The organism is Aminobacter ciceronei (assembly GCF_014138625.1).
GTDB lineage: Bacteria > Pseudomonadota > Alphaproteobacteria > Rhizobiales > Rhizobiaceae > Aminobacter > Aminobacter ciceronei.
The window spans coordinates 100576-125037 of the sequence record NZ_JACJHY010000010.1 but is presented as its reverse complement, the minus strand read 5'-3'; the positions used below and the strand labels follow the sequence as shown (position 1 = coordinate 125037).

The window sequence follows — 24462 nt, the reverse complement described above, 5'->3', positions numbered from 1 at the left end:
TTTTCCTGCAATTGTCGTTAGTCCGTTCGAACGATGTTGCGGGCGTCGCTGGCACGCATAAGCTGACCTCAAAATACGCCTTCCTCGTCAGCTTTCCGGGCTTGCCCGCGGTGCAGGCAGGGCGGGTTCATAAGTGAGGTCAGGGAGGCGAGCTTATGCTCAGCGAAATACTGATCATCGTGATACGCGGGATCGCCATCGGGTCGATCTTTGCCACCATCGCGATGAGCTTCAATATCGTCCATGGCGCGACCAACATCTTCAACTTCGCCCAAGGCAACATGTTCATCCTCGGCGGCTTCGCCGCCTATTTCCTGGCCAACCAGGTCGGGCTTGGCCAGTGGAGTCTGATGCTGCTGCTGACTGGCCTGGGCATCGCCGCCGTCGTCGCCGTCCAGGGCTACATCACGCTTTTGCCGCTGCGCTCCTCGGTCGAGCAGGACAGCTGGCTGATTTCGACGGTGTCGGTCTCGGTGATCGTGGCGGCGTTGCTGATGATCACACAGGGGCCGTTCGCCTATTCCGTCCAGAGCGTCGTGCCGAGCTTCCGCATCTTCGGGACCCGCACGCCGGGTGCCTATGCCTTGGCGATCGCTGCGATGATCTTCTGGTTTTTCGCGTTGCGCTACTTCCTGCGCCGCACTTTCATCGGTCTCGCCATCAGCGCGCTGTCGCAGGATTTCGACGCCGCGCGTGCTGCCGGCCTGCCGGTGCGCCGGCTGCAGCTCATCTCCTTTGCAATCAGCGGCCTGATGGTCGGTACCGTCGGCTTCCTCGTTGCTCCTGTGATCTCGGTCAGCCCTGACGCCGGCCTGAAATATGTGCTCAACGGCTTCGTCGCCGCCGTCGTCGGCGGCATCGGTTCCAACGCCGGCACGCTGATCGGTGGACCTCTGGTGGGCGTGGTGGCGATGCTGACCGCCTACAAGGTCGGTGGTGCCTATCAGGACCTCGCATCGTTGCTGGTTCTGGTGCTGATCCTGATGTTCCGGCCGCAAGGCCTGTTCGGGCGCGTCGGCGCAAGGCGGGTGTGATCATGCAGGCGACCGCGAACGTACAAACCGGACCCGTTTCCATGGCTGAAACCAAGCCGAAAGGCCGCTTCAACTCCGACCTGACGCAGGTCTGGATCGGCGTGGCGCTGATCGCGATCACCGGCTTCGGCCCGGTGATCGCCGGCAACTCCTACTGGATTCACACGTTCCAGCTGGTGAACATCTATATCGCAGCAGCCATCTTCCAGAACATGCTGTTCGTCGATGCTGGCCAGAAGTCGTTCGGCCAGGGCGCCATCCTCGGACTTGCCGCCTATGTCGCTGCGATCCTGTTCGGCCTGCATGGCTGGTCGTTTGCAGCCGCCGCGATGGGTGGCATCGTCGCTGCCATGCTTGGCGGCCTGCTGTTTGCCCTGCCGGCGTTGCGTGTACAAGGCTTCCACCTCGGCTTCGTAACCATGAGTGCCGCGATCGTTTTCCCGCAGCTTCTGGTGACGCTCGACAAGTGGACCAACGGCATCAACGGTATCAGCGTCACCGTACCGGCGCTGACCAATCCGATCGTGGGTAGCATGTCGCTGCTGGCGATCGCGGTTGCGGTATTCCCGATGATCGCGCTGTTCGTCCATTACGGTATTCGGCGCTCGAAGCTCGGCCGTATGATGTTCGTGGCGGCGCTGAGCCCGGAAGCGGCGCGTTCCCTGGGCATCAAGCCGGGAGTGATGCGCTTCACCGCCTTCATCGTCGCGTCGATCGGGACCGGTATCTGCGGTATCCTCTACTTGCCGACGGTAGCTTTCGTCAGCCCGCAGGGCTTCAACATCGAGCTGTCTTTCGTGTTCTTCTTCGCGGTCGTTGTCGGCGGTCGCGGACAGATGCTCGGTCCGATCATCGGCATCTGGATCGTCTACATCCTGCCGAACATCCTCTTGGCCGGTTTCGTCGAGTATCGCCTCTTGATGTATGGCTGCCTGACGCTTGTTGCGGTCATGGCTTTCCCCGATGGCATCGTCGGCTCGGTCGAGCGCCTGCGCGCCAAGCGCAAGCAGACCGGCGGCGGCGAGCAGGCCTTCCGCATCGACGGTTTTCTCGCCGACCTGCAGGCCGGCAAGACGGTCCGCGAGCCGAGCGAGGAGATCGCCGTCGAGGTGCGCAACGGCACCAAGAAGTTCGGCGAGGTGGTGGCTGTCAGTGCTGTCGACCTCAAGGTTCGCAAGGGTGAGGTGCACGGACTGATCGGCGCCAACGGCTCGGGCAAAACCAGCCTGCTCAACGTGCTGAGCGGTCTGTCGCGCCTGAACACCGGCTCCTTCATGATCAACGGGGTAGACGCGACCAACATGGCGGCCGACCGCATCGCCAATATGAGCCTCGGCCGCACCTTCCAGGCGCCGCGCATCTTCAGCCAGATGTCGCTGTGGGACAACTTGAAGATCGGCATCGATGCCCGCGTCGGCCCTGCCAGCGCTGACATGACCGCGCTCGCCAAGGCGATGGAGAAGAGCTTTGGCCAGGACAGCGCGACGCTGCTGTCGCACGGCCAACGTCGTCTGGTCGAAGTGATGCGCACGGTGCTCAAGGAGGCAACCATCGTCTTGTTCGACGAGCCGGCTGCCGGCCTGTCGCAGAGCGAGCGCACCAACTTCGCCAATCTCGTCAAGTTCCTGAGCCGCCAGATGGGCAAGACAGTCATCCTGGTCGAGCACGATCTCGACCTGGTGTGGGGCATTGCCGACACCATCACTGTGCTGGAACAGGGCCGAGTGGTTTCTTCAGGCAAGCCGGACGTAGTCGCCAAGGACCCGGCTGTGCAGCATATGTTCGTGGGGTCGCGCCATGCTTGAGGTCAAGAATCTGGTTGCAGGCTATGGCACCATCCCGGTGCTGCGCGATGTGTCGCTGACCGCAAAGGCGGGCGAGATCCTGCTCATCGGCGGCGAGAATGGCGCCGGCAAGTCGACGCTGATGCGGGCGATCGCCGGCTTCAACAAACCCGACAGCGGCGAGATCCTGCTCGACGGCAAGGCGATCGGCGGGGTCGCGCCGGAGAAGGTGGCGCAGTCGGGCTTGCGCCTTGTGCTTGACGGGCACCGTGTGTTTCCCGAGCTCAGCGTGTTCGACAATCTGCGCATGGGCGCCGCCGCCCGGCGTGGCGACCGTGCCGGCTTCAACAACGCGGTCGAGGAAATCTACTCGGTCTTCCCGATCCTGAAGGAAAAGCAGAAACTCTACGCTCGTGATCTCTCAGGCGGTCAGCAGCAGATGCTGGCGCTCGGCCAAGCCTTCATCGCCCAGCCCAAGGTGCTGCTCTGCGACGAGCCGTCGATGGGCCTCGCCCAGGCGCTGCTGCCACCGATCCTCGCCTTCCTGCGTCGCTGGGCGCAGACCGGCACGGCGGTTGTCATCGTCGAGCAGCATCTGGCTGTTACCGCCCCCTATGCCGACCGCGCCATGATCATCGAGCGCGGCCAGGTGAAGTTCTCGTGCCTCGCCTCCGAACTGGACGAGAAGCTGAACGCTCCGGCTGTCGCGGCGGAGTAAGGGCTGATGAACGACGAGTGCGCGGTCGGGGACCAAGTTTCGGGCGCGAACGCCGGAGACCCTGAAAACGGGCCGCGCGTCTATATCAGTTTCCGGGGGCAGGTCGAGCCGCGCTGGCTCGACGTCAACCGGCACATGAACGTGTCCTGGTACGACCATGTGTTCGATATCGCCGAAAGCGACCTGTTCGAAGTCTTTGGTATCCATGACGACTACATCAGGCGCACCAGCTACAGCTTCTTTCGGCTGGAGAAAAGCGTTCGCTACGAACGGGAACTGATGCCGGATGCAAAGCTGGAAGCCCGCAGCGTCGTGCTGTGGACCGACCTGAAGCGCGTCCACCACTTCCACGAATTGTGGAATGTCGACCAAAATTACCGCGCCGCGACGGTCGAAGGCCTGTCGATCCATGTCGACCTGCGCCTGCGCAAGGCAGCCAGGATCGTCGAGGCTGCCGTGGCCGATCCGCTGACAAGGCTTGCCCAGGAGCACGCGCGCCTGCCGTGGCCCAAGGGCGTAGCGCGGCGAGACTTCGGGGCAAGGACGTGACGTTCAGCGACCTCGAATTCGACTATGTCGTCGTGGGCGCAGGTGCGGCCGGCTGCGTGCTCGCCGCACGCCTGTCCGAGAACCCCAATGTGCGGGTTGCCGTCATAGAGGCCGGCGGGCTGGACAAGGACATGTTGATCCGTATTCCGGGCGCCAATGTCGTGACCGGCACGCATCCCGCCTACAACTGGAGCTACGAGAGCGAACCGGTGCAAGCGCTGGGCGGCCGCAAGCTCTATTGGGCCCAGGGCAAGCTCGTCGGCGGCTCCAGTTCGATCAACGGCATGATGTACATGCGCGGCCACCGGCGCGACTACGACAACTGGAAGGCGCTGGGCAATGACGGCTGGGGGTATGACGATGTTCTGCCCTATTTCAAGAAATCCGAGACCAACGAGCGCGGCGCCAACGACATTCATGGCGGCAGCGGGCCGATGCAGGTGTCGAAGGGACAGGGCACTGCCCCCGTCTGCGACATGTTCCTCGATGCGGCGGCCGACGAAGGCTTGCCGCTGACCGACGACCTCAACAAGGACGCGGCCCAAGCCTTCGGTCATGTCGACCTGACCATTGGCAAGGGCAAGCGTTCAAGCACGGCTGCGGCCTTCCTGCACCCGGCGCTGAAGCGGCCGAACCTGACGCTGATCGTCAACGCCCTGGTCAAGCGGGTGGTGATCGAGGCGGGGATCGCCACCGGTGTGGTGTTTGCCCATGAGGGCCGGCCACGCGTGGCGCGCGCGGTCAAGGAAGTGATACTCAGCGGTGGCGCAGTCAACTCGCCGCAATTGTTGATGCTGTCGGGCGTGGGCGACGCGGGCAGCCTGCAGCGTCTCGGCATCAAGGTAAACGCAGACAGCCCCGAGGTCGGACAGAACCTGCAGAACCACCCGATGTACCGGCTGATGTACACGACGACAAAGCCGGTCAGCGCCTACAGTCACGTCAAGCCGTGGGGCGCATTGAAGGCCGGCGCGCAATATGTGTTCCAGCGTCGTGGCGTCCTGAGCCGCGGGCTGTTTCCAACATCAGGCTATCTCAACGCCGTCGAGGGCGATCCCGGCAGCGAAATCCAGGTCTGCATGGCACCGGCAACAGTGATCCGCCGTGGTCCTGGGGTGCTTGGTATCCTGCCGCGGGAACATGGCTTCACGCTGTTGCTCAACCATGGCTCGCCCTACAGCCGGGGCCAAGTCACACTCAAGTCGGCCGATGCGATGGCGCATGCCGCGATCTCGCCGAACTATTTCTCTGATCCGCGCGATCTCAAGATACTGACGGAGGGAGCCGCCCGGACGCGTGCGATCGTCAACCAGCCGGCTTTGCGCAATGTGCTCGCCAAGGAACTGTTGCCGGCGCGGTCGATCCGTTCGCTCGACGACATCGCCGAGGACATTTTGGCGACGGCCGTGACGCACTACCACGCTGCCGGCACCTGCCGGATGGGTGCGGACACAGACTCGGTGGTCGATCCGCAACTGCGGGTGCGTGGTGTCGAAAGGCTGCGTGTCGCCGACGCGTCGATCATGCCGGTGCTGGTCAACGGCAACACCTATGCCGCGACAGTCATGATCGCGGAGAAGGCTGCCGATATTGTCAAGGCGGCCGCATAGGCTGTTTGCCTTTGAAATAAGATAGTTAGCGAACGAAGATGATGGAGTAGACGAGATGGAAAAGCGCGTTCTCGGCCGCACGGGCCTTGAGGTTTCGGTTGTCGGTCTCGGCTGCAACAATTTTGGCGGCATGATCAGGAGTCTCGACACCGAGGGCGCCCGCAAAGTGGTGCATGCCGCGCTCGATGCCGGCATCACGCTGCTCGACACCTCGGATTCCTACGGCGTCAATGGTGGGTCGGAGATCACTTTGGGCGAGGTGCTCGGCGACCGGCGCAAGGATGTGGTGTTGGCGACCAAGTTCGCCTCGCCGCTCAACCGCGAGAAGAGCAATCGCTACAACGGATCGCGCGGCTACATCATGAATGCTGTCGAAGACAGCCTGCGCCGGCTCAAGACTGACTACATCGACCTCTACCAGTACCATTTCCCAGATCCGCAGACGCCAGTCGAGGAGACGCTGCGGGCGCTCGACGATCTCGTGAAGCAGGGCAAGGTCCGCTATCTCGGCTGCTCGAACCTGCCGGCATGGATGCTGGTCGATGCCAGTTGGACTTCGCGCCATCACAATCTGCACAGCCTGCAATCCACCCAGGCCGAATACAATCTGATCTCGCGCACGGCCGAGACCGAGCTGTTCCCGGCGATGCACCGCACCGGCATGACGCTTTTGCCCTATTTCCCGCTGGCGAGCGGCCTCCTGACCGGCAAATACCGCAAGGGTCAGGCGCTGCCGGAGGACACGCGCATGAACATGGCCTATTTCAAATCCGGCCTGACCGACGCCAATCTCGACAAGGTCGAGAAGCTGATCGGCTTCAGTGAAGCGCGCGGACGCACCATCCTCGAGCTGGCGTTTTCCTGGCTGGCCTGCCAGCCGATCGTTTCCAGCGTAATTGCGGGTGCCACCCGTCCCGAGCAGGTGGTGGCCAATGCAGCGGCTGCCTCGTGGAATCTGACGGCAGCGGAGCTCGCCGAGATCGATACGATCTGCAAATGATCGTGCGGCAAGTGATTGTGCGGCGCACAAAGTTGCCGGCGCTTTAGTCCCTTTGGACGATTGCACCCCTTGGCGGGGAACGTAGTTTCTCCGGAGCTACCAAGTTGAATTGTCAGCGGAAACCCTTGATATGAGCGATCTGGTTGAGCCGCGTACGGCAGACATCACCTATGAGACGGGCGAGCCGGTCCTCTACGAAACCGAGGGACCGATCGCCTGGGTGACGATGAATCGCCCGACGTTCAACAACGCCCAGAACTCCCAGATGACCTATGCGCTCGACGATGCCTTCAAGCGCGCAGTCGACGACGACACGGTGAAGGTCATCATCCTGCGCGGCGCGGGGAAGCATTTCTCTGCCGGCCACGACATCGGCACGCCGGGTCGCGACGTCAACAAGACCTTCGACCGTCGCCTGATGTGGTCCGACCACACCAACAAGCCGGCTGCCGAAATGCTCTACACCAGGGAGCACGAGGTCTATCTCGGCATGTGCCGACGCTGGCGCGACATCCCCAAGCCCACGATCGCACTTGTGCAGGGCGCTTGCGTCGCCGGCGGGTTGATGCTTGCCTGGGTCTGCGACTTCATCGTCGCCACCGACGATGCCTTCTTCCAGGATCCGGTGGTGCGCATGGGCATTCCAGGCGTCGAGTATTTCGCACATGCCTTCGAGCTGCCGCCGCGCGTCGCCAAGGAATTCCTGATGATGGGTGAACGCATGCCGGCGTCACGCGCCGAGCAGTTCGGCATGGTCAACAAGGTGGTTGCCCGCGACGAACTGGAAGGCGCCGGTCGGGCCATGGCCGAAAAGCTGGCGCAGTATCCGCGCCTCGGCCTCTGGCTGTCCAAGCAGGCGATCAATCATGTCGAGGACCTGCGCGGAAAGCGCACCGCCATGGACGCGCATTATCACATGCATCATTTCGCCCATGCCCAGAACGACCTGACCACCGGCAACACGCTGGGCGGACAAGACGCCAAGAGCATGGCCGCCGCCAACAAGAAGCAGGCCGGCGAGGCTTGAGCCCGCCACCGACCAACGGGAATTTCCAAGCGTGGATCTTGATTACACCGACGAGCAGCAGGCCTTCCGCCAGGAAGTGCGCTCCTGGCTCGAAAAGCATGTGCCCAGCAAGCCGCTGCCGTCCTTCGATGCCAGCCGCGAGGGTTTTGAGGCGCATCGCGCATGGGAGCGCGTGCTGGCCGAGGGCCGCTGGGGCATGGTGACCTGGCCGGAAAGCTATGGCGGGCGCGGGCTCGACCTGATCCAGTGGCTGATCTTCGAAGAAGAATATTACCGTGCCGGCGCGCCGCTGCGCGTCAACCAGAACGGCATCTTCCTGCTCGGGCCGACGCTGATGGAATATGGCACCGAGGAGCAGAAGGCGCGCTTCCTGACCTCCATGGCCTCAGGCGACGAGATCTGGGCGCAAGCCTGGTCCGAGCCTCAAGCCGGTTCCGACCTGGCCTCGGTGCGCGCGACCGCCGTGCTTGAAGGCGACGAATATGTGCTCAAGGGCCACAAGATCTGGTCGTCGCGCGCGGTCTTCGCCGACTGGGCCTTTGGGCTGTTCCGCACCGATCCGGCGTCGCAGCGCCATAAGGGCTTGTCCCTGATCTTTTTCCCGCTCAACGCCCCCGGCGTGCGGGTGCAGGCGATCCCGCAGATCGACGGCGAGACCGGCTTTGCCGAAATCTTCCTCGACGATGTCCGCGTGTCCGCCTTCAACCGACTCGGCGGCGAGGGCGAGGGCTGGAACATCTGTATGGCAACTGCCGGCTTCGAGCGCGGCCTGATGCTGCGCAGCCCGGCGCGCTTCCAGGTGGCGGCGCGCAAGCTGGTCGAGCTCTACAAGGCGCATGAGGCCGAGGTCGAGCCAACGGTGCGCACGGCGGTGCTGCAGTCCTGGATGGACGCCGAGGCCTATGCGCTGTCGATCTACGCCACCGCATCGCGGCTTGCCGCAGGCGGCCATATCGGCGCCGAGGCCAGCACCAACAAGATCTTCTGGTCGGAAATGGACATCGCCATGCACAAGGCGGCATTGTCGATCCTGGGCGCCCGTGCGGAACTGCTGCGTACGGCGCCCGAGGCGGGCGACATCGGCCGCTGGCTGGACGGCTACTTCTTCTCGCTGGCCGGACCGATCTATGCCGGCTCGAACGAGATCCAGCGCAACATCATCGCCGAGCGTATGCTTGGGCTGCCGCGCGCATAAGGGGAGGCGAAAAGATGGATTTCCGTTTCTCCGAAGAACAGACGATGACGGCTGACGTGGTCCGTGAGTTGCTCGCTGACGTCTGCCAGCCCGCCGACCTGCGCCGATTGATGGGCGAGGGCGCTGCCCGCGACGCTTCCCGCTGGGCCAAGATTTTGGAGATGGGCCTCGCCGGTGCCCTGGTGGCTGAAGACAATGGCGGCCTCGGACTGTCGGCCATCGACTTCGTGCAGATCGCCGAGGCTTGCGGCTACGCCGGGCTGCCGGAGCCGCTGGTCGAGAATGCAGGCGTGGCGTTGCCGCTGCTTGCTGCCTTCTCCGACAATGCCCGGGTGGCCGCGCTGCTCAAGCGTGCGCTCGCCGGCGATGTAACCGTCACGGTGGCACATCCGGCCAATTCGTTCGTCGCCGATGCCGATACGGCCGAGGCGGTACTCGTCGTCCGCGACGGTGCTGTCCATCTCGTCGAAACCGCCAAGGCAAGGATCGTGGCGCAGCCGAGTGTCGATCCGTTCCGCCGGCTGTTCACGGTTGAATTCGAGCCGAGCGACGCAACGCTGGTTGCCGGCGCCAGTGAGGCCGCAGTCCCGCTGGCTGCCGCTCTCGACCGTGGCGCGCTGTTTGCAGCCGCTCAGATGCTGGGTCTAGCCCAGCGCTGCGTCGATCTCGGTGTCGCGTATGCCAAGGAACGCCAGCAGTTCGGCAAGCCGATCGGCTCCTACCAGGCGGTCAAGCATCACCTCGCGACCGCCCAGGTGAAGATCGAGTTCGCTCGTCCGGTGCTGCATGCGGCAGCCGCCCAGCTCGAGCAGAGCGATCTCTACAGCCGCGCTCGCATCTCGCAGGCCAAGCTTGCCTGCACTGATGCCGCCGACGTCGCGGCTCGGACCTCGATCCAGGTGCATGGCGCCATGGGTTATTCCTGGGAGGTGGACGTTCACTTCTTCCTCAAGCGTGGCATCGCGTTGACCAGTTGGTGGGGCGGCACTGCCTTCCATCGCGAGCGCGTCGCAGCCCGCGTCTTTGCGCGTCCGCTCGGACCCGAACACACCTTTGCCGGAGAGGCCTGATATGCCTGAAGCCTATATCGTCGACGCCGTCCGTACGCCGGTCGGCCGCAAGAAGGGCTCGCTTGCCGCCCTGCATTCGGCAGACCTTGGTGCCCAGCCGATCAAGGCGCTGATCGCCCGCACCGGCATCGACCCGAACGCGGTCGATGACGTCATCTATGGCTGCACCGACACGATCGGCTCGCAGGCCGGCGACATCGCCCGCACCTGCTGGCTGGTGGCGGGTCTGCCCGACCATGTGCCTGGTGTAACCGTCGACCGCCAGTGCGGTTCGGCACAGCAGGCGGTGCACTTCGCCGCGCAGGCGGTGATGAGCGGTACGCAGGAGCTAGTGATTGCCGGCGGCGTGCAGAACATGAACATGATCCCGATGGCGTCGGCTATGCTGGTCGGGCCGCAGTTCGGCTTCCCCGATCCGTTCAGCACCTCGCCGGGCTGGCGCGCCCGATACGGCGACCAGGAGGTCAGCCAGTTTCGCTCGGCCGAAATGATCGCCGAGAAGTGGCAGTGCAGCCGCGACGAGATGGAGCAGTTCGCGCTGGAGAGCCACCGGCGCGCCATTGCCGCCATCGACGCGGGACGGTTCACCAATGAGATCGCGCCGGTCGGCGACTTCGCCGTGGACGAGACGCCGCGCCGCGACACATCGCTCGACAGGATGGCGACGCTGAAGACGCTGGTCGAAGGCGGTCGCGTGCATGCCGGCGTCGCCAGCCAGAACGCCGATGCGGCGGCTGCGCTGCTGATCGCCTCGGAACAGGCGGTGAAGGACCACAACCTCAAGCCGCGCGCCCGCATCCACCACATCAGCGTGCGCGGCGACGATCCGGTATGGATGTTGACAGCGCCGATCCCGGCGACGCGCCATGCGCTTATGAAGACCGGCCTGAAGATCGAGGACATCGACCTGTTCGAGTGCAACGAGGCCTTTGCCTCGGTCCCGCTCGCCTGGATCAAGGACCTTGGCATTCCACGGGACAAGGTGAACGTCAATGGCGGCGCGATCGCACTCGGCCATCCGCTAGGCGCCACCGGCGCGCGCATCATGACCACGATGCTGAACGAACTCGAGCGCCGCAACGGCCGCTATGCGCTGCAGACCATGTGCGAAGGCGGCGGCCAGGCCAACGTGACCATCATCGAGAGGCTCTGACCATGCCGTGCTATGCCTTTGAAGGCATCGTGCCGGTGGTCGACCCCACTGCTTACCTGCATCCGACGGCGGTGCTGATCGGTGACGTGACCATCGGGCCGCGCTGCTACATCGGCCCCGGGGCGTCGCTGCGGGGCGATTTCGGCCGCATCACAGTCATCGGCGATGCCAGCGTGCAGGACAATTGCACCTTGCACACCGGCTCGGGCTCGGACTGCATCGTCGGCCGCGGCGCGACCGTAGGCCACGGCGCCATCCTGCATGGCTGCACGGTGGGCGAGAATGCACTTATCGGCATGAATGCAGTGGTGCTCGACGGCGCCGTTATCGGCGACGACAGCCTGGTGGCAGCGCTCAGCCTGGTGAAGAACGAGGTGGTGACGCCTCAACGTAGCCTGATCGCCGGCAATCCAGCCAAGGTGATCAAGGAAATGCCGGAAGCCGCTATCATCTGGCGCAACAATGGCGACGGTGAGTATCAGCGGCTGGCGGACCGGTCGCTTGCCGATCTCGTGGAATGCGAACCGCTCCGCGTCGCGGAACCTGGCCGCAAACGCAACACCGGCAAGGCGCGCGCTGTGCGCCTGTCGACCAAGACAAAGTGAGAAGGACTGACATGGCAGCGATCTGCGAAAACAGGGTTGTGATCGTCACCGGCGCCGGCCGCGGCCTCGGTCGCGCCTATGCGCTGGGCCTCGCGGCCGAAGGCGCGAAGGTCGTGGTCAACGATCTCGGCGTCGGCACTCATGGCGACGCGACGGCGGAGACGCCGGCGCAGCAGGTGGTCGACGAGATCAAGGCCATGGGCGGCCAGGCCGTCGCCAACTATGATGACGTCACCGATTTCGAGGCCGGCGGCCGCATCGTCAAGGCCGCACTCGACGCCTTTGGTGACCTGCATGCCGTGGTCAACAATGCCGGCTTCGTGCGCGACCGCATGTTCGTGTCATGCACGCCCGATGAATGGGACGCGGTGCTGCGCGTGCATCTGCGCGGCCATTTCTGCGTCAGCAGACACGCCGTCGACTATTGGCGCGCCCAGCAGAAGGCCGGCAAGACGGTCGACGCCCGCATCATCAACACCTCTTCGGGCGCCGGCCTGCAGGGTAGCGTCGGCCAGAGCGCCTATTCAGCGGCCAAGGGCGGCATCGCTTCGCTGACCCTGGTCCAGGCAGCCGAGCTCCGCCGCTACGGCATCACCGCCAATGGTCTTGCGCCGAATGCCCGCACGCGCATGACAGAGACCGCCTTTGCCGAGGCCATGCAGGCCAAGGACGGCGAGTTCGATATCTTCGCGCCTGAGAACACCGCACCCCTGGTTGCCTGGCTGTGCAGTTCGGCGTCGGCTGAAGTGACCGGCCAGATCTTCGAGCTGATCGGCGGCAAGATCCGCATCTGCCTCGGCTGGAACGACGGCCCTGAATTCGACAAGGGCAGCCGATGGGACGCAGCCGAGCTCGGCGACCGGATCAAGGAACTGGTGGCCACGCGTCCGGCACCGAAGGCGGTCTACGGGGCGTAGCCGAGCCACTGCGTCAGGAAGAACTGGAGGGCGTCGGGCAACCGGCGCCCTTTTGCAGTATCCCCGGGGATGCCGCATCCCGGGGGACGCGCAGTCTGGGCAACGCGGCCAAGAAAAAAGGGCGGCGCTTGCGCACCGGCCCTTGAGGAAAAGTCTGCACCTGCCGCTCCGGACCCCGCATCGGAGGGCAGGCGCACGCGATCAGGCGTCTTGGGGGACCTCTTCGCGCAGAATGTTCTTGAGCACCTTGCCTTGCGGGCTGGTGGGCAGGGACGGACGGATCTCGACGCTGCGCGGGCATTTGTAGTTGGCCATGTTGGCGCGCGACCAGTCGATGATGTCCTTCTCGGTGGCGCTGGTGCCCGGGCGCAGCACCACATAGGCCTTGCCGACCTCGCCGAGACGCTCGTCTGCCACACCGATCACGGCAACGATGCCGATGGCCGGATGCTGACTCAGGATGCGCTCGATCTCGGCCGGATAGCAGTTGAAGCCACCGGTGATGTACATGTCCTTGAGACGGTCCTCGATGCGCAGGTTGCCGTCGCTGTCGAAGTAACCGATATCACCGGTGTGCAGCCAGCCCTCGGGGTCGATGGTCTTGGCCGTCGATTTTGGATCGTTGAAGTAGCCCTTCATGACGATGTAGCCGCGGATCACCACTTCGCCGGGCTTGCCGTCGGGCAGGAAATGGCCGTCGTCGCCCATGATACGCACTTCCACGCCGGGAGCTGCCTTGCCGGCAGTGTTGGCAATCACCTCATCCGGGTCCGACGCCAGGCACATGGTGCCGTAGCCGCCGCACTCGGTCAGCCCATAGCCGTTTACAACGCCGGCGAAGCCAAGTTCCTCGCGCATGCGCCGGATGAGGATCGACGGCACGACCGCGCCGCCGGTGACGCCGAGGCGCAGGCTGGAGGTGTCGAATTTTGCCAGGTCCGGATGCTGGAGCATGCCCTGGAAGATGGCGGGCGGACCGGGGATGACGCTGATCTTCTCTTCGGCGACGCGCTTGAGGATTTCGCCGGCATCATAGGTGAGATGCGGCATCAGGACCGCGCCACGCATCAGCGAAACGATGGCGCCGGAGCGATAGCCGAAGGCGTGGAAGAAAGGGGGGATGACCAGGATGCGGTCATGCTCGCGGATACCGACACGCGTTGCCCAGGCATCGATCGCCCGAAGGCACTGCTGGTGACCGTACATGACGCCCTTGGGATAACCCGTGGTGCCCGAGGTGAACAGCATGTCGCAGAGATCGTCCGGGCCGACAGTGGCCTCGCGTGCGGCAAGCTCGGCATCGCTGATGCTGTCGCCCGATGCAACGAAGCTCTCCCAGTCGCGATCGCCTTTGCTGCCTTCGCCGATGACGACCACTTCGCGCAGCAGGTCGCGCGTCTCGGCACGGAGCTGGTCAGGGTAATAGGTGTTGAGGAAGTCGCCGACCGAAAACAGCACCGAGGTGCCGCTGCGCTTGACCAGCTCGGCGATCTCCGCGCCCTTGAAGCGGGTGGAGGCGGGAATGAGCACGGCGCCTGCGGTGACGAGGCCAAGGGCTGTGGCGAACCATTTCCAGGTGTTGGGCGCCCAGACCATGATGCGGTCGCCCTTCTCGACACCGGCTGCGATCATCGCCTTGGCGACGCGCTTGCGCATCGTGTCGAGCTCGGCGAAGTTCAGTACGACGCCGTTGTCTTCAACTGCCGTGCGTGTGCCATAGAGCTCGGCCGCCCGCGCGCAGAGGGCAGGAATGGTGGTGAACTTCCAGTCGGCGTCTTCTGAGATCATCTGTCTACCTGGAGGCACTGGGCCTGTTCGACGGTATGGCGGCCGCGGACGGTCACCGGGCTAGTTTGGCGGGAACATAGGCGTCGGCGGGCGGCCAGCATCGTCCGAAGAGACGAATAAACCTTACGGCGACCGACATAAAGGCTGTAGGACTGCGTACAGACGCGCGCGACGGACCATGCCTGGAGTTATGACATGAGCAATGCCCCGCAACCTGTTGGCTCGACCTTCGAGGGCAGGGTCGTCATCGTGACCGGCGGCACCAAGGGCATCGGCCGGGCGATCGCCGAGGGTTTTCTCGGCGCGGGCGCAACCGTCGTCGTCTGCGCACGCACCGAGCCGGACAGCCTGCCGCATTCGAACGGCAACAGGGCGATCTTCATGCAATGCGACGTGCGCACGGCCCAGGCCTGCAAGGAGCTGGTCGACCGTGTCGGCGAGGAGCATGGCCGTATCGACGTGCTGGTCAACAACGCCGGCGGCTCGCCCCATGTCGACGCAGCGACGGTATCGCCGCGCTTCTCCGACGCCATCGTCAATCTCAACCTGATGGCGCCCGTCTACATGTCGCAGGCCGTTTACCACTGGATGGCGAGGCTGCCGGAAGGCGGCAACATCATCAACATCGCCAGCGTGTCCGGCCGCCGGCCGTCGCCAGGCACCTCGGTCTACGGCGCGGCCAAGGCTGGCCTGCTCAGCCTGACCACCAGCCTTGCGCAGGAATGGGCGCCCAAGGTGCGCGTCAACGCCATCATCGTCGGCCTCATCGAGACCGAAAAAGCCGATGAGACCTATGGCTCACGCGAGGCACAGCAGGCGATTGCCGCCTCGGTGCCGATGAAGCGCATGGGGCGTGGAGACGACATCGCCCGCGCCGCCCTCTACCTCGCCAGTCCGACGGCGACCTTCGTCACCGGTGCGCAGCTTGAGGTGCATGGCGGCGGCGAGACACCGCTGTTCCTCGACCTGATCAAGCGTTACGCGCCGGACGCGAACTGACCGTGGCCGATCGCGCGGAAGTATCTGGTGCCGCGCCCGATCACGACCGGCTGGTCGAACTGCTCTATGCCGGTATCGGCGAAGCAAAACCCTTCGACAGTTTTCTCAAGGGGTTGCGGGCATCGGTTGATGCTGAAAGCAGTACGCTGATCATCGAGCGGCAGCGCCGCGACCGACCGGGTGCGATCTATTCCGGGGCGGCGTCGGAAGAGCGCATCGCGCGTTACAACGACCTCTACACGCAAGACCCGTTCATCGACCTGCCGCTCGGCAAGGTTACGACGCTTGCCGAGCTTGTCGGCGAGGGAGGATTTTCCCGCTCGGAATTCATGACGAGTTTCATGACCGGCTCGGGCTGGATGCATGTCGTGGGTGCCGATATCGTCGAGCCCTCCGGGGCGCGGGTGCGGATGCGTGCGACACGTGTGCTGGGTCGGGACAATTTCGGTACGGCCGAACGAGAGTCGTTCCGACGGCTGTTGCCGCATCTGACGCAGGCGATGGGGCTATTCCTCAGGCTGAACGGGCTCGAGGCCGAGCGCGAGCTGTTCGCGGGTGCGCTGGGGCGGTTGGCGGTGGGCGCCATCATTGTCGACCGTGACTGCCGCATTCTGCAGGCAACGCCACAGGCCGAAGCGATCCTGGCCGAAAGGGACGTGCTAAAGAACGATCGCGGCAGGCTGCGCCTGCTCGACGAGGCCGGACCGAGCGGTGCGTTCACCACGGCGGTGGCCGAGATTGCCGAGACGAGCGACGCCTCCTTTGCCGGCTCGCGCGCGTTTTCGATTCATCGTTCCTGCGGCGAGGCGCTCGGGCTCGTCGTCAGGCCGGCACCGCATTCGGCCAAGCTGCATGCGCCGCTGCGCGGCGCGGCACTCGTCATCATCGCCGACGCCGGCAGCAACGTTGCGCCGCAGCCTGCGGTGCTTGTCAGGCTGTTTGGCCTGACGCCGGCAGAAGCCGAGCTTGCGGCGCTGATGGGGCAGGGACTCGACCTCGACGATGCCAGTGCCGCGCTCGGCATCACCAAGAACACCGCCAAGGCGCATTTGCGCATGGTGTTTTCCAAGACCGGAGTGAGCAGGCAGAGTGAGCTCGTGCGGCTGCTGCTGCGCTCGGTCGACGAGCTGAGCTAACGGCCAACCCCAATTGCTGGGCTCGCCCGTTCGAACGATGCCTCAGGGCCCTGTTCTGCGCGATGCTGCGATCGTTGCAGGACGTGGAGGAGCGCGGAATGTCCATTGAGGTCAATGAGCTGGTGGCGGACACGCGAGCGGCGATGCGCCGGCTGGCGAAGTCGGTGGTGATCCTGACCACGAGCCATCAAGGCCAGCGGCTGGCCATGGCCGCGACCGCTGTCGACAGCCTGAGCATGGAGCCGCCGTCACTGCTCGCCTGCGTCAACCGGAGCGCCTCGATCTTTGCCGCGTTCCAGGCGAAATTGCCATTCTGTGTCAACATATTGGCACGAAATCATGAAGCATTGGCGCAACGTTGTGGCGGTCAGGTGAAGGGCGAGGCGCGCTTCGCCGAGGGTGACTGGCGCGAGCGCCAGGGCATTCCTTATCTTGGCGACGCCCAAGCCAACATCTTCTGCGCCAATGACGGAGAATTCTATTATGGTACCCATGGCGTGTTCGTGGGGCGGGTTACCGACGTCGCACTGTTCGGCAGCATCGAGCCGCTGATCTATGCTGACGCCCGCTACGTCGGCGCGCATCTGGCAATGTGATACGAACGCAGGCAGCGGAAAGGCCCGCATGGTGGTGCCGGCCTTTGCCATTTTCGGTGCGGGAAAAGGCGGCCGGCACCTGGGTGCCGACCGCTGGTAACCTATTCGGCGGCAGCGACGCGCAGCTTCTTGCCGCGGAAATGCGGGATCACCTCGCTGCCAATCAGCTCGATCGTCTCCATGATCGCTTCATGCGGCACGGTGCCCATCTGCGACAGGAACATGATCTCGTCGGCACCGGCCTCGGACAGGCGCTCGACATAGCGGATACAATCCTCTGGCGTGCCATAGGCGTCGTTGATGTCGTCGAGATAACCATAGGCCTGCGGATTGTAGGCGATCTTGTCTTCGCCGAGCTTGGCGAACTTGTGCTCGCGCACCTTGTCGAGCGCCGCCAGATGCTCTTCCGGGCTCATGTCGTCGACCTCAGGCTTGGGACCGCGCTGGTACCAGTGCGACAGCGCCTCGGCGAAGAAGCGCTGTCCACGCAAGCCGATGCGGCGGGCCTTGTCCCGGTCGCGCAGGACGATGGCCGGGCACAGGGCGGAGAGGTGCTCGGTCGGGCGGAACCCGACCTGGTCCTCCGGTTTGCGCTCGGCAAAGGCCTTCCGATAGGCATCGCTCTTGGTCTTGATCTCGTCGGGGCCGCCGAAACCCATGACCAGCGCACCGAGGCCACGCGAGCCGGCTGTCACCACCGCCTCCCAGCGTGTACAGGCCATGTACATGCGCGGGTGCGGTTGCTGCAGCGGCTTGGGATGGACGGGGCGGGCTGGAAACCTGATGTACCGGCCGTCATGCTCGACCACTTCTTCGGTGAAGAGGCGCGGGATCAGATACATGCTCTCGTCGATCAGCGGCTGCAACTCGGCCAACTGGTAGCCAAAGGCACCGGCCTCCTGCTGGCTGCCGCCCTTGCCGACACCGAAATTGACGCGGCCATTCGACAGGATGTCGAGCATGGCGACACGTTCGGCGACCTTGATGGGATGGTTCATCGCCGGCGGCAGGCAGACGACGCCATGGCCGATCTCGAGCCTCTTCGTCTGGCCGGCGACAAAGGCGAGGAAGGTTTCCGGTGCCGACATGTGCGAATATTGCGTCAGGCCATGGTGCTCGACGCACCAGACCCCGTCGAAGCCGCTCCTGTCGAGCTGCACGCACTGTTCCACCATCTCGCGGAAAACCTGCTGCTCGGCCTCCCGATGGGTTTCGGCGATCTGCGCCTCGTAGATCATGGAAAATTTCACTGGCAGGATCCTCCGCTTGAGACAATTGCCCTTTCGGCATGAGCTGGAGTGTCCGGCTGGCAATCACGAAATTCATCGTTCGATCGGGTGAGGGCCGTTTTGCTGCTGATGGCATTGGGCCAGGCGAGGCAGCTGCTGGCTCAATTCAATGGTCCTTATGGACGATGCCTGCCAATCACGTTAGGCCGAAACGGCGGCATCGATTTCCGTGGAGACCAGACTATGACTTCCAGCATTCGCAGCCGGCGCGCCATTGTCGCCGCCCTGATGTCGTTCACCGCCCTGGCAGCTGCCGGCACGGCCAGGGCCGAAGAGACGATCAAGATCGGCGGCATCATGTCGCTGACCGGCGCGGGCGCCTCGATCGGCAAGAATGCCGAGGTCGCCTGGAAGCGTGCTGTCGACGACATCAACGCCGCCGGTGGCATTCTCGGCAAGAAGGTCGAGCTGGTGCTGGCCGACACGATGACCGACCCGACGCATGGCGTCAGCGAGATGCGCCGCCTCATCGAAAGCGAGAAGGTTGCGGCGGTAGTTGGCCCGGCAACCAGCCAGGAAACGACGCCGCTGATGCCGATCGGCACCGAAGCCAATATCGCCCAGGTTTCAAGCGCCGCCTCGACGCAGCTGACCCCGCAGGTCGGCCCGTACCACTTCTCCACCTCGCCGATCGGTGAGAACCAGATGATCCCCAACATCGCCTATGCGCTCGATACGCTGAAGCTGACCAAGCTGGCGCTGATCTCGGACAATGGCGGCATGTCGAAGGCGGCGGTGTCCGACATCGTCAACTACATGAAGGGCAAGGGCGTGGAGCCGGTCGCCATCCAGGAATTCGCCTTCCGCACCGAGGACATGACCCCGCAGCTGTTTTCGCTGCGAAACTCCGAGGCCGAAGCGGTGCTGCTGATCAACTCGATCGGCGACGACGCCCGCAAGATGCTGGAAAATCGCTATGACATCGGCTGGGACGTTCCCGTGCTGGCGAGCCTGACCATGACCAACTACGCCGTCGGCAACGCCGCCACAATCGGCACCGAGCCGTTCGAGGGCGTGTATTCGGTGCAGTTCGAGGGCATGACCTTCTGCCCGGGCGACGCGCTCGGCGAGAAGCCGTTCGCCAAGTTCGCCGAGAAGGCCAAGGCCGATATTGCCGATCTCGACCGCATGGGCGGACCCTCGGCGCTGGTGCCCTATTACATCCAACCCTTCATCCTGGCTGCCGCCATGAACGGTTCGGGCAAGACCGACGGCAAGTCGGTTGCGGCCTGGATCGAGGCCAACGCCGGCGAGATCAAGACGCTGACGGGCAAACTGGCGGCCAGCGCCGACAACCACTTCCTGCCGTCGGTCGAGAGCCTCAAGGTCGTCAAGAACCCATACCAGCTGCGCGAGGACGGTCTCGTCGAACGTGCCGACTGCGCCCAGTAAGCAGCAGAACGGTTTCAACTTGCGAAAGGCGTCGCCGGTTTCCGGCGGCGCCTTTTTCATTGGCTCACCCGATCGAACGATGCGGCGAGTCTTGGGGCTGGCTTTCACTCCAGCCGAAGAAATGCCGCGGAGGTTGGTTATGGAATTGGCGCTCGATGCAGATATTGCCGCGATGGCGGAGGTCGTCGCCAGGCGGCCGCCACTCGACCTCGTCAATGTCGACATCCCGGCGTTGCGCGTTGCCGTGAACGCGGCGGGATGGCCGACGGAGCGCACCGAGATGGCCGCGGTCGAGAACATCACCGTTGCCGGCGGTGCCGGAGACATCCCGGCGCGACTCTACAAGCCACGTCAGGGCAAGGCATTGCCGCTGCTGGTCTTCCTGCATGGCGGCGGCTTCGTGCTGTGTTCGCTGGATACGCATGACAATTTCTGCCGGGCGCTTGCCAAGGCGGGCGATTGCGCGGTGCTGTCGATCGACTACCGGCTGGCGCCGGAACACAGGTTCCCGGCAGCCTACGAGGATGCTTTGGCGGCTCTGGAGTGGGCGGCGGCCAACGCTATCACGCTCGGCTGCGACGGCAGGAGGCTGGCGCTTGCCGGAGATAGTGCCGGGGGCAATCTGGCGGCAGCTGCCGCACTCCATGCCTCATCGGAGGTCCGCCTGAAACTGCGACACCTGTTGCTTTTCTATCCTGCTTCGGATCCCACGGCTTCCGGCACGAGTTACGACACTTTCCCGCAGACTCCATTCCTTAGCGCGGGAATGATGCGCTGGTACTGGCGGCAATATGTGGGTGAGCCGGCTGGCTTGGCAGATCCCCGTGTCGCGCTGCTTCGGTCCGTCGATCTTGCCGGGCTGCCGCAGACGACGATCGCCATTGCCGAATTCGATCCCTTGCGCAGTGAGGTCGAGGCCCTTTACACAGCGCTGGCCGAGTCCGGTGTTGATGTGGAAGCCAGGCGCTACGACGGTGTCTCGCACGGCTTTGCCAGCATGGTCGGATTGATCGGCAAAGCGCGGCTGGCGATCGACCACGGTGGCGCCAGGCTGCGCGATGCATTTGCCAGGAACGCCTGAGATGCTGGAGGCAAGGCTGGCGCGCGCCGAGGCAATGCTCGACATCATCGCGCTCGAGGCGCGCTATGCGCGCGCCTGGGACTGCTGCAATGGCAAGGCATGGGCCGATGTGTTCACTGCGGACGGCGTGTTCGAAATCGCGGCCGTCGGCGACCGCTCGGCGCTCAAGGTTGAGGGCAGGGAGCAACTGTCGGCTTTCTGCTTCGATTTCACGGCGAAATTCTCCGGCGTTCATGTGCCCGGTCTGCCGTTGCTCGACATCGACGGGGACGAGGCGACCGGTCACCTGCATTTCCAGTTCGTCGCCATCGGCCGGTTAACACCGAACCACACGATGAGCCGCACAGCTTGCGGCCAATATGACGTGCGTTATCGCAGGACCGAAAAGGGCTGGCGCATGGTCCATCGATTGGAAAAGGCGTTCAGCAGCGCACGAAGCGAATTCTTCGATTTCTGAGCGTTCAGCGCCTTTCCTCAAGTACCAGGTCAGCAGCGCGCCAGGCCAGCGCCATCACAGGGCCGTTGGTGTTACCCGATATCGGTGCCGGGATGACCGAGGCATCGATCACACGGAGGCCATCGACGCCATGGACGCGCAATCGCTCGTCGACGACGGCGTCGGCGTCATTGCCCATCCGGCAAGTGCCGACCGCATGCAGCCCCGACACGAAGGTCGCGCGGAAGGCAGCGAGCATGTCGTCGTCCGATTGCACTGCTGGGCCAGGCCAAAGCTCCTGCTTCACGAAGGGCTGCAATGCAGGCTGGGCGACGAAGTCGCGCATGATGCGCATCATCGAAATGGCGGTGCGCCGGTCGTTTTCCGTCGCCAGCCAGTTCGGCCGGATCGGCGGCATGTCGCGCATGTCGGCCGAGCGGATGGTAATCTCGCCGCGGCTTTCCGGCCGCAGGGCATAGCCGATGATGGTGATGCCGGGCTCGGCCTCTAGCTTCAGGCGGCCTTGCAGCAGCCCACGGGCGAAGGTGTAGGGTGACAGCGATAGCTGCAGATCCGGATAGGTGACGTCTGACGAGGAGCGGACGAACGCGCCGATTTCGGACGCACCGAAGCTCATCAGCCCCGTGCCGGCGAGATAATAGCGTAGCACCTCGCCGACGAGGCGCAGGCCACTGAAGCTGCGGTTGTGGCCATGCATTCCGGCAAGGCGATAGGGCAGCGCCACAACGAGGTGTTCGGCAAAGTTGCGGCCGACGCCGGGCAATTCGGTCACAGTCTGGACGCCAGCCGCCGAAAGCACATCATGGCGGCCGACGCCTGACACCTGCAGCAGTTGCGGTGACTGGATCGCGCCGCAGGCAACGATGACCTCGCTTGCCGACCGGGCGGTGCGTTGGCGACCGCCCACGAGATATTCGACGCCGACTGCCCGACGACCGTCGAACAGGATACGCAGAACCTGCGCGCCGGTTTGGACGACGAGGTTCTTGCGCCGCATCGCCGGTCGGAGGAAGGCGCGGGCCGCGCTCATGCGCCGCCCCATGTGGTCGACCGTATGCGTGTAGGTACCGACGCCATCGCGTCTGGCGCCGTTGAGGTCGTCGAGATGGTCGAGGCTGAGCGAAGCACCTGCATCGAGGATCGCCTGGCCGAGAGGGTCGGCGAGAGGACGAACACTGACCTGCAAGGGACCATTGCCGCCCCTGATGACATCGCCACCAAGCTGATGGTTCTCGATCTTGCGGAAGACTGGCGCCATCTCGGTCCAGCTCCAGCCCGTGACGCCGAAGTCGGCCCAGCCGTCGTAGTCCTCGGGGGCGCCCCGGCAATAGAGCATTCCGTTGATCGAGCTCGATCCGCCAAGCCCGCGGCCGCGCGCCCATGTCTCGGCTTCCGGCCGACCTTCTTCATGCTCGACAGGAAAGTTCCATGAGCGTTTCGGATGCTTCGTCAGCTTGACCCATCCCCGGGGCATCCGGACCAAGGGATGAAGGTCCGATGGTCCGGCCTCGAGGACAAGCACCCTATGTCCCGGGTCTTCGCTTAGCCTGTTGGCCACCACACAGCCGGCCGAGCCGGCGCCAACGATGATCGTGTCGAATTCTCTCATGCCGCGATGTCTTGCGCGTGCGTGTCGGCTCGCATCCTGCAAACGAACTAGCCCAGGCAAGCGTTGTTCAGGCCCAGGCCGACATATGCGGTAGTCCGCATGGACGATGTTCGGCTCGCCTGCATCCTGTGATTTCTCCTTGAGGAGTCGTCACGCCATGCCGCGTGGCGGCCTTGCGCGCACATCAATGCCGGCGCGCATCCAGACCGGCACCAAAGCCTACGTTCCTGGGGAGGAATGACATGAAGAAATCCATTCTCGCGGCAGCTTTGCTGCTGTCGACCGCGCTGACTGCCGCAGCACAGGACACCAGCGTCAAGCTCGGCGTGCTCAACGACCAGAGCTCTTCCTTCTCCGCGCTCGGCGGCACCGAGGTGACCGAGGCAGTCAAGCTGGCAATCTCCGACTTTGGCGGTCAGGTGCTGGGCAAGCCGATCGAACTGGTCTCGGCCGATCATCAGAACAAGCCCGAGATCGCACTGTCCATCGCCCGCGAATGGCTGGAGCGCGACAATGTCGACGCGCTGTTCGATGTCGCCAATTCGGCAATCGCGCTTTCGGTCAACAACCTTTTGGGCGAACAGAAGAAGCTCGGCTTCTTCGTCTCGCCGATGACCGACAAGATGACCGAGGCCGACTGCAACGGCTACGGCATGGCCTGGGCATACGACGCCTATTCGCAGGTGCGTTCGTCGGTCAGCGCCCAGCTCAAGGCCGGTGGCGAGACCTGGTTCATCCTGTCGCCCGACTATGAAGCCGGCAAGGTGCTGGAAGCCGGCGTGAAGACCGCCGTCGAGGAAGAAGGCGGCAAGATACTGGGTTCGGTGCGGGCGCCGCTCGGCACCACCGACTTCTCGTCCTACATCCTGCAGGCCCAGGCCTCGGGCGCCAAGGTTCTGGCGCTGACGGTCAATGGTCCTGAACTGGTCAATGCGCTCAAGCAGGTCCAGGAGTTCGGCCTGATCGACCAGGGCATGCGCGTGGCGCTGACCGTGCTGCACCAGTCGGATGCGCGCGCCATCGGCCTTGAAGCGCTGAAGGGCATCCAGTTTGCCGCCGCCTGGTATTGGAACACCGACGACGCTTCCAAGCACTTCAAGGAAGAGATGCAGAAGAAGACCGGCAATGCTCCGGGCTGGGTTGCGGCCGGTGCCTATTCCGCAGCGACCAATTATCTGAACGCCGTCAAGGCCGCCGGTACCGACGAGCCGACCGCGGTGCTCGCCAAGCTGCGCGAAGGCAAGATCAACGACCTGTTCGCAAAGAATGCGACGCTGCTGCCCAACGGCCGCCTCGTGCATGACATGCAGCTGCTTGAGGTGCGTGCGCCCGGCGAGGCATCCGATGCGCAGGACGTGTTCAAGGTCGTGACCACCGTTCCTGCCGACATCGCCTTCCGCTCGATCGACAAGAGCGCCTGCAAGCTGGCCAAAGGCTGATCCGACAGCGCCGG

22 protein-coding genes are annotated in these 24462 nt (G+C 64.2%); 19 read left to right on the top strand and 3 right to left on the bottom strand.

The annotated features are described in order from the left end of the window. The first annotated feature begins 155 nt into the window (after positions 1 to 155). The 12 genes from HNQ95_RS12520 to HNQ95_RS12465 all read left to right on the top strand — a co-directional run bounded on the left by HNQ95_RS12520 (position 156) and on the right by HNQ95_RS12465 (position 12662). Entirely contained in the window at positions 156 to 1034 is an 879-nt protein-coding gene (locus HNQ95_RS12520) for a branched-chain amino acid ABC transporter permease (RefSeq protein ID WP_067962179.1), read from the top strand. A gap of 41 nt (positions 1035 to 1075) precedes the next feature. Beyond that, a complete protein-coding gene (locus HNQ95_RS12515; RefSeq protein WP_182574185.1) occupies positions 1076 to 2839 on the top strand; it encodes a branched-chain amino acid ABC transporter ATP-binding protein/permease in 1764 nt (587 codons plus the stop codon). Beyond that, positions 2832 to 3536: an ABC transporter ATP-binding protein gene (locus tag HNQ95_RS12510; protein ID WP_182574184.1), complete on the top strand. Its 705-nt coding sequence runs from the start codon at positions 2832 to 2834 to the stop codon at positions 3534 to 3536. The genes HNQ95_RS12515 and HNQ95_RS12510 overlap by 8 nt, the downstream gene beginning before the upstream one ends. Before the next feature lie 6 nt (positions 3537 to 3542). Continuing rightward, complete coding sequence (locus tag HNQ95_RS12505) at positions 3543 to 4085, top strand: thioesterase family protein (protein ID WP_182574183.1); 543 nt, start codon at positions 3543 to 3545, stop codon at positions 4083 to 4085. Beyond that, on the top strand, positions 4082 to 5695 hold the full coding sequence (locus HNQ95_RS34085; RefSeq protein ID WP_182574182.1) for a GMC family oxidoreductase: 1614 nt from the start codon (positions 4082 to 4084) through the stop codon (positions 5693 to 5695). Before HNQ95_RS12505 ends, HNQ95_RS34085 begins: the two co-directional genes overlap by 4 nt. Before the next feature lie 55 nt (positions 5696 to 5750). Then, on the top strand, positions 5751 to 6695 hold the full coding sequence (locus HNQ95_RS12495; protein WP_182574181.1) for an aldo/keto reductase: 945 nt from the start codon (positions 5751 to 5753) through the stop codon (positions 6693 to 6695). 130 nt (positions 6696 to 6825) lie between these two features. Then, positions 6826 to 7722 carry an enoyl-CoA hydratase gene (locus HNQ95_RS12490; protein WP_067962171.1) on the top strand — a complete coding sequence of 299 codons (897 nt, stop codon included), beginning with the start codon at positions 6826 to 6828 and terminating at the stop codon, positions 7720 to 7722. A 31-nt stretch (positions 7723 to 7753) separates the two neighbouring features. Continuing rightward, positions 7754 to 8917, top strand: a complete 1164-nt coding sequence (locus HNQ95_RS12485) for an acyl-CoA dehydrogenase family protein (protein WP_182574180.1) — start codon at positions 7754 to 7756, stop codon at positions 8915 to 8917. 14 nt (positions 8918 to 8931) lie between these two features. Next, on the top strand, positions 8932 to 9987 hold the full coding sequence (locus HNQ95_RS12480; RefSeq protein WP_182574179.1) for an acyl-CoA dehydrogenase family protein: 1056 nt from the start codon (positions 8932 to 8934) through the stop codon (positions 9985 to 9987). Position 9988: 1 nt separating this feature from the next. Further along, positions 9989 to 11140, top strand: coding sequence for an acetyl-CoA C-acetyltransferase (locus tag HNQ95_RS12475; protein WP_067962167.1), 1152 nt, complete (start codon positions 9989 to 9991; stop codon positions 11138 to 11140). A 2-nt stretch (positions 11141 to 11142) separates the two neighbouring features. Beyond that, on the top strand, positions 11143 to 11745 hold the full coding sequence (locus tag HNQ95_RS12470) for a gamma carbonic anhydrase family protein (protein ID WP_067962165.1): 603 nt from the start codon (positions 11143 to 11145) through the stop codon (positions 11743 to 11745). Between the two features lie 11 nt (positions 11746 to 11756). After that, on the top strand, positions 11757 to 12662 hold the full coding sequence (locus HNQ95_RS12465; protein ID WP_067962164.1) for an SDR family oxidoreductase: 906 nt from the start codon (positions 11757 to 11759) through the stop codon (positions 12660 to 12662). A gap of 201 nt (positions 12663 to 12863) precedes the next feature. Here HNQ95_RS12465 and HNQ95_RS12460 read toward each other — a convergent pair whose 3' ends face one another. Next, complete coding sequence (locus tag HNQ95_RS12460; RefSeq protein WP_067962162.1) at positions 12864 to 14450, bottom strand: FadD3 family acyl-CoA ligase; 1587 nt, start codon at positions 14448 to 14450, stop codon at positions 12864 to 12866. Positions 14451 to 14645: 195 nt separating this feature from the next. Here HNQ95_RS12460 and HNQ95_RS12455 point away from each other — a divergent pair, with 195 nt between their 5' ends. The 3 genes from HNQ95_RS12455 (at position 14646) to HNQ95_RS12445 (ending at position 17181) form a co-directional block, all read left to right on the top strand. After that, a complete protein-coding gene (locus HNQ95_RS12455) occupies positions 14646 to 15449 on the top strand; it encodes an SDR family oxidoreductase (protein ID WP_182574178.1) in 804 nt (267 codons plus the stop codon). 2 nt (positions 15450 to 15451) lie between these two features. Then, a complete protein-coding gene (locus HNQ95_RS12450; protein ID WP_182574177.1) occupies positions 15452 to 16585 on the top strand; it encodes a helix-turn-helix transcriptional regulator in 1134 nt (377 codons plus the stop codon). 98 nt (positions 16586 to 16683) lie between these two features. Then, positions 16684 to 17181 carry a flavin reductase family protein gene (locus HNQ95_RS12445; protein ID WP_067962155.1) on the top strand — a complete coding sequence of 166 codons (498 nt, stop codon included), beginning with the start codon at positions 16684 to 16686 and terminating at the stop codon, positions 17179 to 17181. 101 nt (positions 17182 to 17282) lie between these two features. Here the strand turns inward: HNQ95_RS12445 and HNQ95_RS12440 are convergent, their stop codons facing one another. After that, positions 17283 to 18431, bottom strand: coding sequence for an LLM class flavin-dependent oxidoreductase (locus tag HNQ95_RS12440; RefSeq protein ID WP_182574176.1), 1149 nt, complete (start codon positions 18429 to 18431; stop codon positions 17283 to 17285). Positions 18432 to 18653: 222 nt separating this feature from the next. Between HNQ95_RS12440 and HNQ95_RS12435 the strand changes: the two genes are divergently transcribed. The 3 genes from HNQ95_RS12435 to HNQ95_RS12425 are packed head-to-tail and all read left to right on the top strand — an operon-like array spanning position 18654 to position 21400. After that, the gene (locus tag HNQ95_RS12435) at positions 18654 to 19862 is read left to right on the top strand and encodes an ABC transporter substrate-binding protein (RefSeq protein WP_154386534.1); all 1209 of its coding nucleotides are present in this window, start codon (positions 18654 to 18656) and stop codon (positions 19860 to 19862) included. Continuing rightward, complete coding sequence (locus tag HNQ95_RS12430) at positions 19843 to 20943, top strand: alpha/beta hydrolase (protein ID WP_154386533.1); 1101 nt, start codon at positions 19843 to 19845, stop codon at positions 20941 to 20943. The genes HNQ95_RS12435 and HNQ95_RS12430 overlap by 20 nt, the downstream gene beginning before the upstream one ends. Position 20944: 1 nt before the next feature. Next, a complete protein-coding gene (locus HNQ95_RS12425) occupies positions 20945 to 21400 on the top strand; it encodes a nuclear transport factor 2 family protein (protein WP_182574175.1) in 456 nt (151 codons plus the stop codon). Positions 21401 to 21404: 4 nt separating this feature from the next. On the opposite strand, the gene HNQ95_RS12420 is transcribed toward HNQ95_RS12425, so the two are convergent. Next, positions 21405 to 23009 (bottom strand): GMC family oxidoreductase, encoded by a 1605-nt coding sequence (locus HNQ95_RS12420; RefSeq protein ID WP_067962144.1) that lies wholly within the window; start codon positions 23007 to 23009, stop codon positions 21405 to 21407. A gap of 242 nt (positions 23010 to 23251) precedes the next feature. Here HNQ95_RS12420 and HNQ95_RS12415 point away from each other — a divergent pair, with 242 nt between their 5' ends. Then, positions 23252 to 24448 (top strand): ABC transporter substrate-binding protein, encoded by a 1197-nt coding sequence (locus HNQ95_RS12415; RefSeq protein WP_154386531.1) that lies wholly within the window; start codon positions 23252 to 23254, stop codon positions 24446 to 24448. Positions 24449 to 24462 lie beyond the last annotated feature (14 nt).

What these genes read in the sequence shown, in the direction of transcription:
- HNQ95_RS12520 (WP_067962179.1), top strand. Translation starts at nt 156, where the DNA reads ATGCTCAGCGAAATACTGATCATCGTGATACGCGGGATCGCCATCGGG.
- HNQ95_RS12515 (WP_182574185.1), top strand. Translation starts at nt 1,076, where the DNA reads ATGGCTGAAACCAAGCCGAAAGGCCGCTTCAACTCCGACCTGACGCAG.
- HNQ95_RS12510 (WP_182574184.1), top strand. Translation starts at nt 2,832, where the DNA reads ATGCTTGAGGTCAAGAATCTGGTTGCAGGCTATGGCACCATCCCGGTG.
- HNQ95_RS12505 (WP_182574183.1), top strand. Translation starts at nt 3,543, where the DNA reads ATGAACGACGAGTGCGCGGTCGGGGACCAAGTTTCGGGCGCGAACGCC.
- HNQ95_RS12495 (WP_182574181.1), top strand. Translation starts at nt 5,751, where the DNA reads ATGGAAAAGCGCGTTCTCGGCCGCACGGGCCTTGAGGTTTCGGTTGTC.
- HNQ95_RS12490 (WP_067962171.1), top strand. Translation starts at nt 6,826, where the DNA reads ATGAGCGATCTGGTTGAGCCGCGTACGGCAGACATCACCTATGAGACG.
- HNQ95_RS12480 (WP_182574179.1), top strand. Translation starts at nt 8,932, where the DNA reads ATGGATTTCCGTTTCTCCGAAGAACAGACGATGACGGCTGACGTGGTC.
- HNQ95_RS12475 (WP_067962167.1), top strand. Translation starts at nt 9,989, where the DNA reads ATGCCTGAAGCCTATATCGTCGACGCCGTCCGTACGCCGGTCGGCCGC.
- HNQ95_RS12470 (WP_067962165.1), top strand. Translation starts at nt 11,143, where the DNA reads ATGCCGTGCTATGCCTTTGAAGGCATCGTGCCGGTGGTCGACCCCACT.
- HNQ95_RS12465 (WP_067962164.1), top strand. Translation starts at nt 11,757, where the DNA reads ATGGCAGCGATCTGCGAAAACAGGGTTGTGATCGTCACCGGCGCCGGC.
- HNQ95_RS12460 (WP_067962162.1), bottom strand. Translation starts at nt 14,450, where the DNA reads ATGATCTCAGAAGACGCCGACTGGAAGTTCACCACCATTCCTGCCCTC.
- HNQ95_RS12455 (WP_182574178.1), top strand. Translation starts at nt 14,646, where the DNA reads ATGAGCAATGCCCCGCAACCTGTTGGCTCGACCTTCGAGGGCAGGGTC.
- HNQ95_RS12445 (WP_067962155.1), top strand. Translation starts at nt 16,684, where the DNA reads ATGTCCATTGAGGTCAATGAGCTGGTGGCGGACACGCGAGCGGCGATG.
- HNQ95_RS12435 (WP_154386534.1), top strand. Translation starts at nt 18,654, where the DNA reads ATGACTTCCAGCATTCGCAGCCGGCGCGCCATTGTCGCCGCCCTGATG.
- HNQ95_RS12425 (WP_182574175.1), top strand. Translation starts at nt 20,945, where the DNA reads ATGCTGGAGGCAAGGCTGGCGCGCGCCGAGGCAATGCTCGACATCATC.
- HNQ95_RS12420 (WP_067962144.1), bottom strand. Translation starts at nt 23,009, where the DNA reads ATGAGAGAATTCGACACGATCATCGTTGGCGCCGGCTCGGCCGGCTGT.
- HNQ95_RS12415 (WP_154386531.1), top strand. Translation starts at nt 23,252, where the DNA reads ATGAAGAAATCCATTCTCGCGGCAGCTTTGCTGCTGTCGACCGCGCTG.